We start from the raw sequence: 12,112 nt of genomic DNA, 5'->3' as shown, positions 1-12,112 counted from the left end.
TTATAAAAATATATCTACCTTAAAATCGCCTGGCGGCAAATACCTTTTTCTTATCAACGCCATCCCATGACGTGTATTCCTTAAGCACGTATTTCCGGGGAGGCGGCATGCATCAAACAACCGCCTTTCGGGCACAGTAGCATACGCTTATATATTCGGCGCATGAGCGCCAGGTTTTAGAACTATATAACCAACGGAACTCCTTATGGCAGTGCTCTTTCTGCTCCTCAGCGTGGCGCTCATCATCATTCTCACAACCCGGCTCCAGGTACATCCCTTCCTGGCGCTGTTCCTGGTGGCCGTGCTCTACGGTTTCGTGGCGGGTATGCCGCTGGAAGCCATCGTAAAATCCATCAACGAGGGCTTCGGCGAAACACTGGGCAAGATAGGCCTCATCATCATCTTCGGGGTCATCATCGGGGTTTTTCTGGAGAACTCCGGCGGCGCCTACACGCTAGCCGACAAAGTGCTCCGGATGGTGGGGCGGAAGCGGGTGACGGAGGCGATGGGTATCATCGGGTACTTCGTCTCCATCCCGGTGTTCGCCGATAGCGGCTTCCTGCTCGTCTCGCCGCTCAACCGTAGCCTGTCCAAGAAGGCGGGCATCTCCCTGGCGGGCCCCGCCGTGGCCCTTGGCCTGGGGCTGACGGCCACCCACACCATGGTGCCGCCCACGCCGGGGCCCATCGCCGCCGCGGGCATCCTGGGAGCCGACCTGGGCCTGGTGATGCTGGTGGGGCTGCCCATCAGTGCGCTGGCGCTGGTCGTGGGGCTGCTGTATTCCACCAGATACGCTGCGAAAACCTACATCGACCCGAACCCCGAGATTACGGAGGAAGAGGTGAACCGGCGGCTGAAGAGCGCGCCCGGCGCGCTGAAGGCATCCGTGCCGGTGGTGGTGCCCATCCTGCTGATTATCGTCAAGTCGCTCCTGCAGAACTACGGCACCGCCCTCAGCCCGTCCCTATATAACCTGATTTCCTTCCTGGGCGAGCCGGTGGTGGCCTTGTGCATCGGGGCTTTCCTGTCGCTGACGCTTCCGAAAAAGTTGAAAACGGACATGCTCTCCTCCCAGGGCTGGGTGGGCATCGCCCTGAAGGACGCGGCCTCCATCATCCTCATCACCGGGGCGGGGGGCATCTTCGGGAAGATACTGCAGAACTCCGGCATCGCCGACACCCTGGGCACGGCCCTGGCCGATATAAATCTGAGCATCTGGCTGCCCTTTCTGCTGGCGGCGGCCATCAAAACGGCGCAGGGCTCCTCCACCGTGGCCCTGATCACGACGGCCTCGATTATTCTGCCGATGATGGGATCGCTCGGCTTTGAGACGGAGCTGCAGAAAGCCATGGTGGTGGTGGCCATCGGGGCGGGCTCCGCGGTGGTGTCGCACGCCAACGACAGCTTCTTCTGGGTCATCACGCAGATGTCCGGCATGAAAGTGCGGACCGGCTACAGGCTATATACCCTCGGCACGCTGGTGCTGGGGGTGTCGGCCGCCTTTTTCCTGTTCTTGGGCTACCTGCTCTTCACCTGATATATAAAATACAGTTGTTCGAACTATATATACTGACAAATGAAACTATACAGAACACAGCAAGGCTTCCTGGTAGAAAAAGACGATGCGTTTTATCCTGTAAAGGAGCAGCAGTGGGACAATTTCCTGAACGATGACCGGCTATATGAGAAAATGCTGGAGGTGACGCAGCGCACATCGCCGGATGCGGAAGCGGGCGACCAGCTGCAACATCTCCTCGCGCCCATAGAGAGTCAGGAGATATGGGCGAGCGGCGTCACCTATTTCCGCAGCAAGGTGGGCCGCCAGGAAGAGTCGAAGGGCAGCGGCGGCGGGGAGTTCTACGCCTTGGTGTATGAGGCGGAGCGGCCGGAGTTGTTCTTCAAGTCGACTCCCTACAGAGCCGTCGGGCCGGGCGGGAAGGTGAGCATCCGCAGGGACTCCACCTGGGACGTGCCCGAGCCCGAGCTCACGCTGGTCATCACCTCCTCCGGCAAAATCGTGGGCTACACCATCGGCAACGACATGAGCTCGCGCAGCATCGAGGGGGAGAACCCGCTGTACCTGCCGCAGGCCAAAACCTACGACGGCAGCGCGGCAGTGGGCCCCTGCATCTACGTGACGAAAGACCCGCTGCCGGCAGACACGCTCATCCAGATGGAAATCCGCCGGCAGGACGAAAGGGTATTTGAGGGCAGCATCGAGATTTCACAGATGAAGCGGAAGCCCGAAGAACTTGTCTCTTTCCTTTACCGGGAGTGCAGTTTCCCGCACGGCAGCCTGCTCATGACCGGCACAGGCATCGTGCCCGAGAACGAGTTCACGCTGCAGCAGGGCGACGAAATCCGCATCACCATTGAGCCAATCGGCACGCTTGTGAACTTTGTGAAGTAAATACAGCGACGGCGTTATATATAAGTGACGTTTTGCATAAAGTATATAGCCCATGGATTCTACCTGATTTTTCCGCTGGCGCGGGTTTGCAACCCGTGCCTCCATTTAAGAGTTTGTAGCATCCGTTTATATATAATGTCGCTTAAATTTTGAGACCATTTATACAAAAACAACTATGGAATTAACAGGCAAAAATATCATTGGCAATGCCCTGGCGGGAGCGGGAAAGGAAACATTCTTTGCCGTGAACCCCTCCAGCGGCAACAAGATAGAACCAGCTTTTACGGAGGCCAGCCGGGAAGAGATAGACAATGCGGTGCAGAAAGCGTGGGAAGCTTTCCAGACATACCGCAACAAATCCGGGGAAGAGAAGGCCCAACTGCTGGAAGCGATTGCCGACGAGATTATGGCGCTTGGCGACGAGTTGATTACCCGCTGCACCAAGGAGACCGGCCTTCCGGAGGCGCGCCTGACGGGCGAGCGCGGCAGAACAGTGGGCCAACTGAAGCTTTTCGCGCAATTGCTCCGCGAGGGCTCCTGGGTGGATGCCCGCGTGGACCCCGCCGACCCGGACCGCAAGCCGCTGCCCAGGGCGGATATCAGAAGCATGCTGCGGCCCATGGGACCTGTGGGCGTGTTCGGGGCAAGCAATTTCCCGCTGGCCTTCTCGGTAGCGGGCGGCGACACGGCCTCGGCGCTGGCCGCTGGCTGCACCGTGGTGGTGAAGGCGCACCAGGCCCATCCCGGCACCTCCGAAATGGTGGGGCTGGCCATACAGCGGGCTGTTCGGAAATGCCAGATGCCGGAAGGAACTTTCTCGATGGTACACGGGGCGACGGTGGAAGTGGGGCAGGCGCTCGTGCGGCACCCGCTCATCAAAGCCATTGGCTTCACCGGGTCGTTCCGGGGCGGCAAGGCCCTGTTCGATGAGGCGAACAAACGGGAGGAGCCGATACCGGTATATGCCGAGATGGGCAGTACCAACCCGGTCTTCATCCTGCCGCGCGCCCTGCAGCAAAGGAAAGATAATATTGCCAAAGACATGGCCGCCTCGGTGGCGATGGGCGTGGGACAGTTCTGCACCTCACCGGGGCTTGTCTTCACGCAACAGTCCGAAGACGAAGAGCAGTTCCGGCAGCTGCTGGCCCAAAGCATCAGTGAGCTGGGTGGCGGCGTGATGCTGACGCCGGGCATCCGGGGCAACTATGAGAAAGGCATCGAAAAGCTGCGGAGCATCAACGGGGTGGAAGTGCTGGCGAAAGGAAAGGAAAAAGCGACCGCCTGCCACGGCACCGCCTACCTGTTGCACACTTCGGCCCAAAACTTCTTGGAGGAGGAGGCCCTGGAGGAAGAGGTGTTCGGACCTTCCACGCTGGCCGTAACGGTGCAGCACAAAGAAGAACTGCTGCAGGCGGCCAGGCGGTTGCGCGGCCACCTCACCGTGACGGTACACGGCACCGAAGAAGATTTGCTTGAAAACCAGGACCTGCTCTCTGTACTGGAGCAGAAGGCGGGGCGGCTCATCATCAACGGCTACCCGACTGGCGTGGAAGTAGGCTACGCCATGGTACACGGCGGACCATACCCCGCCACCACCGACAGCAGGACAACGTCAGTAGGGGCGGCGGCCCTGCTGCGCTTCGCCCGGCCGGTCTGCTACCAGGGTTTCCCGATGGCGCTGCTGCCCGACGAACTGAAGGACGGCAACCCCCTGGGCATCTGGCGGCTGGTGAACGGTAAGCTACAGAAGGACTGAGCCTGGTCGTTACAGCCTGTACTGGTCTGGCTATATATAACTTAATGTTTTTAATAATTAGAAACCCACCCCTGCCCCTCCCAAGAGGGGAATTCCCACAAGTGTAATATTATTCCCCTCCTTGGAGGGGTAGGGGGTGGGTCTTACATAGCAGCGTCGTAAGTAATTTGCATTTTCGTTTTATATATAAACTGCCGAGCGATTGCCACAATGGTAAACCGGCAGGGGCATCCACTGGACAAGCATATCAAAGCATTCAAACCTTTTACCAATATGGCATCAGATAAAGACACGACATCAGATAAAAAATTAAGGAGTTACGATTGGTTCGGCAAGTCCGACAAGATGGGATTCGTACACCGGTCCTGGCTGCGCAACCAGGGCTACCCCGACGATTATTTCAAAGGGCGGCCCGTGATTGGCATCTGCAACACCTGGTCGGAGCTGACGCCCTGCAACGGGCACCTGCGCGACTTCGCCGAGATTGTGAAGCGAGGCGTGGTGGAGGCGGGCGGCTTTCCGATGGAGTTCCCGGTGACCTCGCTGGGCGAGACTATCATGCGCCCCACCACCATGCTTTTCCGGAACCTGGCCGCAATGGACACCGAAGAAACCATCCGCGCCAACCCGCTGGACGGGGTGGTGCTGCTCACCGGCTGCGACAAAACCACGCCTTCTACCCTGATGGGGGCCTGCAGCGTGGACCTTCCGACCATTGTGGTGCCGGGCGGCCCCATGCTCAACGGCCGCTACAAAGGCGAGTGCGTGGGCTCCGGCTCCTTCAACTGGCTGCACAAAGAGAAACAGAAGGTAGAGAATTACTCCGACGACGAAATCCATCTCATGGAGATTGGCGCGGCCCGCAGCCAGGGCCATTGCATGACCATGGGCACAGCTTCCACGATGGCCTGCATGGTGGAGGCGCTGGGCCTGACATTGCCGGGCGCGGCGGCCATCCCCGCCGTGGACTCCCGCAAAAAAGTAATGGCGCAGCTGTCCGGGCGAAGGATTGTGGAAATGGTGCGAGAGGATTTGAAGCTCTCCAAAATACTCACCCGGCAGGCCTTTGAGAACGCCATCGTGGTGAACGCCGCCGTGGGAGGCTCCACCAATTTCATCATCCATATGCTGGCCATTGCCGGTCGTCTGGGGGTGGAACTGAACCTGGAGGATTTCGATGCTATCGGCAGCAAGATTCCGCTGCTGGTGAACCTGAAGCCTTCCGGGAAGTACCTGATGGAGGATTTCTACTATGCCGGAGGTCTGCCGGTGGTGCTGAAAGAGATGCAACAGTACCTGCACAACGATGTGATTACGGTAAATGGACGGCCGATAGGCGAGAACAACGCCGATATGGTCTGCTACAACTGCGACGTCATTACCCCCGTAGAGGAGCCGCTGCAGCAGGAGGCAGGCATCGCCGTGCTCAAAGGAAACCTCTGTGAGGACGGGGCCATCATCAAACCCTCCGCCGCCACGCCCGAACTGATGAAGCACCGCGGACGGGCGGTGGTGTTCGAAACCATTGAGGACTACCACCAGCGCATCGACGACCCGGACCTGGATGTGGACGAGACCTGCGTGCTCGTGCTGAAAGGAGTGGGACCGAAAGGCTACCCCGGCATGCCGGAGGTCGGCAACGTGGATTTGCCGGAGAAGATACTGCGAAAAGGCATCCGGGACATGGTGCGCATCTCGGACGGCCGGATGAGCGGCACGGCAGCCGGCACGGTGGTGCTGCACGTGTCGCCGGAGTCGTCGGTGGGGGGCACGCTGGCCCTGGTGCAGGACGGCGACATGATTGAGCTGGATGTGGAGAACCGCAGGCTGCACCTGGATGTAAGCGATGAGGAACTGCAGCGCCGCCGGGCCGCCTGGATACCGCCCGCGCCCATGGCTACCCGTGGCTACGTGAAGCTATATATAGACCATGTGCAGCAAGCCCACCTCGGCGCCGACCTGGACGTGCTGCAAGGCGGCTCCGGCTCCGTGGTCACACGCGATTTGCATTGAGGTTTTGAAAGAAGGGGTTATATATGGGTGGAGCAGGCTGTGTGGTGGCCTGCTCTACCTATTACAGTTTTTTCTGATATTAAATTTGAATAAAGGCTTAATGTACTTGCTCCCGTCAGGTAAATAATAACTATGACAAAGCACAGCAGATATCCACAGGCACTTTAATGGGAAAAACAATAAGAAGAATCAAAACTCATAGAATAGCTAAAGAAACAATCAATAGCTTCTATGATTATAATTCTCATGCACTTATCATCCATTATTCATGTGAGAGCTTTTACGATATAAAGGATGGTCATACTCCTAGAATCACCTCGATTGCAGTAAAATTTCTTGTGTCAGCACAAACTAAATCTTTTTCTATTCATAAAGTTGCTGAACTAAGGAGAGTGCCAATTCATCAAATCGAGTCTCATTATGATGAATTAGAAAAAGAAATGTTAAATGATTTCTTTCTGTTTGCTAAGGCTCATGCTACTTATAGATGGATTCACTGGAATATGCGTGATATTAACTATGGTTTTGAAGCACTTAAACATAGAGCATCAATTCTTGGAGCAGAAACATATGACATAAAAGATGAAAATAAATTTGATTTAGCACGACTTCTGATTGAGAAATATGGTAAGCAGTATGCTAGTCATCCTAGGTTGACATCGATTTTGGAAATGAATGGGATTTCATCAAAGAACTTTTTAGTTGGGGAGGATGAGGCCAAAGCCTTTGAAAAGAAGGAATATGTAAAGCTGCATCAATCAACTTTAGCTAAGGTTGACGTGATGGATAACATATTAAGAAGAAGCGCAGAGGAAGATTTGAAGACAAAGTCAAAACTGAGAGATATCTATGGTTTCAGCATGCAGGGAATATTTGAATTAGCAAAAGACCATTGGTTATATAGTCTGATAATAATGATAATATCTGCGATAATTGGAGTGTTAATTACAAAATTGCTTGAATAGATATTTCAAACTTGCGGCAATTTATCCACTCCGAAAGTAATCTGACTTGGTTTTAATTAAATTAACGCATTTTATTAGGCTCATGAGAAGTTCATGACAGCCGCAGCCAGTAAGACTATATTCCCCTAAAAATTCCTACCTTTGCCAAGATGAAGTACCTGACTGTGCTATGGGGAATGCTTATTTTCCTGCTGGCGTGCCTTCCGTGCACCGACAGCAGTACAGCCTTTGCCGCTGATGCATCCACCACAACAGTACAGGAAGCGCACACCCACGACAGCGGCACAGCACACGGCGACGATGCCTGCTCGCCTCTTTGCGAGTGCAACTGCTGCGGCGGCCTTACGCTGTCCGTGCATTTCCCGCCTATAGCTGAACCGCATAGTGCCCCGCATATAGTATTTCTGAGTACGCATGCCCCTGATGGCGCAGTGTCGCCCTCGTTCCCTTTCTGGCACCCGCCCAAAGCCTGACCCTTTCCCTTTTTTATATATAAACCATGCCCCGTCGCAGCTTTGTGCGGCTGGAAAGGCGTGCGCATACATGCGTGTGTGCGTGATTTTTAACATCAAAAAAGCAGAAAGGTGTTAGACCGGATTATTCATTTCTCTATCTATAACAAGCTCATCATCGGCATTTTCACGTTGGCGCTTGTTATCTGGGGCAGCTATTCCCTCACGCAGCTGCCCATCGACGCCGTGCCCGATATCACAAACAACCAGGTACAGGTCATCACCACCAGCCCCTCGCTTGCCGCGCAGGAAGTGGAGCGGCTCATCAGCTTTCCGGTGGAGCAGACCATGGCCACCATCCCCGACATTGAGGAAGTGCGCTCCATATCCCGCTTCGGCCTCTCGGTAGTCACCATCGTGTTTGAGGAGGACGTGGATATATACTGGGCCCGCGATCAGGTAAGCCAGCGGCTGTCGGAGGCCAGCGACAAGATACCGCCAGGCGTGGGAAACCCGGAAATGGCGCCCATCTCCACGGGCCTCGGGGAGGTGTACCAGTACGTGGTGCACCCGAAGCCGGGCTACGAAGATCAATATACCGCCATGGAACTGCGCACCATCCAGGACTGGATCGTGCGGCGGCAACTGCTCGGCACGCCCGGCGTGGCGGAGGTCAACAGCTTCGGCGGTTTCCTGAAACAGTACGAAGTAGCCCTGGACCCAGACCGGCTGAAGGCGCACGACCTGAGCATCGGGGATGTGCTGGCGGCTCTGGAGCGCAACAACGGGAACACCGGCGGCGCCTATATAGACAAAAAGCCGAACGCCTACTTTGTGCGCAGCGAGGGGCTGATCGAGAGCCTGGACGAGATCGAAAAGGTAGTAGTCGGCAACACCTCCAACGGCACACCCGTGCTCATCTCCGACGTGGCCGAGGTGCAGTTTGGCAGCGCCAACCGCTACGGCGCCCTCACCGACGCGACAGGCGAGGCGGTGGGCGGCATCGTGATGCTGCTCAAAGGCGAGAACACGAGTCAGGTGGTGGAGCGCGTGAAAGAGCGGATGGAGCAGGTAAGAAAATCGCTGCCGGAGGGTGTGGCGGTAGAAACCTTCCTGGACAGGAGCGAGCTGATTGGCCGCGCCATGGACACGGTGACGCGTAACCTGGTGGAAGGGGCGCTGATTGTGATCTTCGTGCTGGTGCTCTTCCTCGGCAACCTGCGCGCGGGTCTGGTGGTGGCCTCCGTCATTCCGCTGTCCATGCTGTTTGCCATCATCCTGATGCACCTTTTCGGCGTTTCCGGCAACCTGATGAGCCTCGGGGCAATCGACTTCGGCCTGATCGTGGACGGGGCCGTGATCATTGTGGAGGCGACGATGCACCACCTCGTGCTGCGGGGCGGCGGCCGGCTCACGCAGGCGCAGATGAACGGGGAGGTGTACCAGTCGGCGCGTAAGATCCGGTCTGCCGCCGCTTTCGGAGAGCTCATCATCCTGATCGTGTACCTGCCCATCCTGGTGCTCGTGGGCATCGAGGGCAAGATGTTCCGGCCCATGGCCCTGACTGTTTCCTTTGCCATTCTGGGCGCCTTTATCCTCTCGCTCACCTACGTGCCCATGATGTCGGCGCTGGTACTGAGCAAAAACACCGTCCACAAGCAGAACTTCTCCGACAAAATGATGGCGTTCTTCCAGCGGATGTACAATCCTGTTATCAGGGGAGCCCTGCGGTTTAAGGCGGTGGTATTGGTTGCGGCGGTAGCGCTGTTTGGCCTGAGTCTGGTGATCTTTAGCCGCATGGGCAGCGAGTTTATCCCTACCTTGGAGGAAGGCGACTTTGCTTTGGAAACCCGGCTGCTGACAGGAAGTTCGTTGTCAGAATCCATCGAGAAAGTATCCCTCGCGGCCAAGATACTACAGGAGCAGTTCCCGGAGGTGGAGGAGGTGATCAGCAAAATCGGTGCGGCTGAGATTCCCACCGACCCGATGCCGATGGAATCCGCTGACGTCACCATCCTGCTGAAAGACAAGGAAGAGTGGACAAGCGCTGACACCCGGGAGGAACTGGCGGATATGATGACGGAGGCGCTGGAGGTCATCCCCGGCGTCACGTTCGGCGTTTCGCAACCCATCCAGTTGCGCTCCAATGAGTTGATTTCCGGGGTGCGCCAGGACGTGGGCATCAAGATTTTCGGTGAGGACCTGCAGGAACTCACCCGGCTGTCAGCAGAGGTGGGCGGGCTGGTGGCTACGGTGGAAGGGGCCGAGGATCTGTACCTGGAGCAGGTGTCGGGCCTGCCGCAAATTGTGGTGGACATCAACCGGGGCCAGATAGCCAAATTCGGGCTGGATGTGGAAACGGTGAACCAGGCCATCAACGCAGCCTTTGGCGGGCAGAGCGCCGGGATGGTATATGAGGGCGATCGCCGCTTCGACCTGGTGGTGCGGCTCACGCAGGAAGAGCGGCAGGATATAAGCGATGTGCGGCAGCTGTACGTGACGGCACCCTCGGGCGTGCAGGTGCCGCTGGAGCAGGTGGCGGACATCCGGTACCGCCAGGGACCCAACCAAATCCAGCGCGAGGACGCTAAGCGCCGCATCATTGTGGGCTTTAACGTGCGGGGCCGCGACATTGCCAGCGTGGTGGAGGAGGTGCAGCAGAAAATAGACCAGCAGGTGCAACTGCCCGACGGTTACTTCGTCACCTATGGCGGCCAGTTCGAAAACCTCCAGGAAGCCAACCAGCGGCTGTCGGTGGCAGTGCCCGCTGCCCTGGCGCTTATCTTCCTGCTGTTGTTCTTCACCTTCGGATCTGTCCGGCACGCGCTGCTCATTTTCACGGCCATTCCGCTGTCAGCCATTGGCGGCGTGCTGGCGCTGTGGCTGCGGGATATGCCTTTCAGCATTTCGGCGGGTGTCGGCTTTATCGCCCTGTTCGGGGTGGCGGTGCTGAATGGCATTGTGCTGATTGCCGAGTTCAACCGGCAACGGAAGGAAGGCGGCATTCAGAACCTGCGGGAGGTGGTGCTGAACGGCACGGCCGTTCGGCTCCGCCCGGTACTCATGACGGCCACGGTGGCCTCGCTGGGCTTCCTGCCGATGGCGCTCTCCAGCTCAGCCGGGGCCGAGGTGCAGAAGCCGCTTGCCACGGTGGTGATTGGCGGGCTGGTGACGGCCACTATGCTCACGCTGGTGGTGCTGCCTGTTTTATATTTACTGGTAGAGAGCTATTATCTGAAAAGAAAGCAAAAGCAAACAGGGGGCTTCTCCGCAGCTTCATTTTTATTTATGATCGCCACCACGGCCCTTGCTTTCAGCAGCACGCAGCAGGCACTGGCGCAGCAGCCCGTAAAGGTTTATACGCTGGAGGAGGCGGTTTCAGCAGCCTTGCATCAGAACCCGGCGGTGGAGGCTGCCAGGCTCAGCGTGAAGCGGAGCGAGGCGCTGAAAGGCACCACCTGGGACATCGACAAAACCCAACTGCAATACTCCACCGGTAAACTGGAATCGGGCATATATGATAACGAAGCCTCCGTGGTGCAGTCGCTGGCTTTCCCGACGGTATATGCCAAACAGGCAAAGCTGGCAGAGGCCCTGGCCGATGTCAGCAGGATTAACCTGAGCCAGCAAGAGCGGGAAATCGTGCGGGACATCAGGCTGAACTACTTCGGGCTGGTATATGCCCTCTCCCGCATCCAACTCCTCACGTACCAGGACAGCTTATATACCCAGTTCCTCCGGGCGGCCGAGGTAAGGCTCCGGACCGGGGAAACAAACCTGCTGGAGAAAGTGACGGCGGAAACGCAACTGTCGGAGGTGCGCAACAGCGCCTTCCAGGCCGCCGCAGACGGAGCAGTGTTTCAGGAGCGGCTGCAGGCCCTGCTGGCCACGGATTCTATTGTCGCCACGGCAGATACGGCGCTTAGCCGCCTGCCTTTGCCATATATAACGGAGGAGATGGTGGAACAAAACCCGCAACTCCGGCTAGCCCAGCAGCAGGTGGCGGTACGGCAGGCCGAAACGGAACTGGAGCGGGCGAAGCTGCTGCCCGACCTGCGGCTGGGCTACACGAACCGGACAATAGGCGACCATGCGGATACTAGAATCTTTGGCATGGAACCGGCGCACGAAGTGATGTTCGGGGTGGCGATTCCGCTTTGGTACAAGCCCTACAAAAAGAGCATCGCGGCGGCCAGGCTACAGACGGAAATCGCGCAGCAGGAGCTGCAAAACGCAGAGAACGAGCTGGCCGCGGAGGCAGCCGCCGCGCTGCAGCAGGCTTTAAAGCTCCAGAGCAGCCTCGATTACTACGAGAGCACTGCCCTGCCCCAGGCGCAGCTCATCATCGACCATGCCACCAAAGCCTACCGGGTAGGGGAAATCAATTACCAGAACTATATCCTGAGCCTCAACCGGGCGCTTGGTATCCGAGCAAATTACCTTGAGGCGCTCTTTGGCTACGACAAAGCCGTCATCAGCCTTCAATTTATGCTGGACAATCAACTTTAAACCGCCA

General features: G+C 57.2%; 6 protein-coding genes. All 6 read left to right on the top strand.

Going from position 1 to position 12,112, the window contains the following annotated elements; translation table 11 throughout:
* The first annotated feature begins 205 nt into the window (after positions 1-205).
* The 6 genes from GSQ62_RS05860 (at position 206) to GSQ62_RS05835 (ending at position 12,105) form a co-directional block, all read left to right on the top strand.
* On the top strand, positions 206-1,537 hold the full coding sequence (locus GSQ62_RS05860; RefSeq protein ID WP_161888645.1) for a GntP family permease: 1,332 nt from the start codon (positions 206-208) through the stop codon (positions 1,535-1,537).
* 39 nt (positions 1,538-1,576) lie between these two features.
* Positions 1,577-2,410 (top strand): fumarylacetoacetate hydrolase family protein, encoded by an 834-nt coding sequence (locus GSQ62_RS05855; RefSeq protein ID WP_161888644.1) that lies wholly within the window; start codon positions 1,577-1,579, stop codon positions 2,408-2,410.
* Between the two features lie 175 nt (positions 2,411-2,585).
* Positions 2,586-4,166: an aldehyde dehydrogenase (NADP(+)) gene (locus GSQ62_RS05850; protein WP_161888643.1), complete on the top strand. Its 1,581-nt coding sequence runs from the start codon at positions 2,586-2,588 to the stop codon at positions 4,164-4,166.
* A gap of 273 nt (positions 4,167-4,439) precedes the next feature.
* Positions 4,440-6,179 (top strand): IlvD/Edd family dehydratase, encoded by a 1,740-nt coding sequence (locus tag GSQ62_RS05845; protein WP_161888642.1) that lies wholly within the window; start codon positions 4,440-4,442, stop codon positions 6,177-6,179.
* Positions 6,180-6,346: 167 nt separating this feature from the next.
* Positions 6,347-7,144 carry a hypothetical protein gene (locus GSQ62_RS05840; RefSeq protein ID WP_202621849.1) on the top strand — a complete coding sequence of 266 codons (798 nt, stop codon included), beginning with the start codon at positions 6,347-6,349 and terminating at the stop codon, positions 7,142-7,144.
* A gap of 584 nt (positions 7,145-7,728) precedes the next feature.
* Positions 7,729-12,105, top strand: a complete 4,377-nt coding sequence (locus GSQ62_RS05835; protein ID WP_161888641.1) for a CusA/CzcA family heavy metal efflux RND transporter — start codon at positions 7,729-7,731, stop codon at positions 12,103-12,105.
* The last annotated feature ends 7 nt before the right edge of the window (positions 12,106-12,112 follow it).

Origin of the sequence: Pontibacter russatus (assembly GCF_009931655.1) — a bacterium.
GTDB lineage: Bacteria > Bacteroidota > Bacteroidia > Cytophagales > Hymenobacteraceae > Pontibacter > Pontibacter russatus.
Note: the sequence above shows the minus strand (reverse complement) of the source record. Positions and strands in the feature narration are given on the sequence as shown.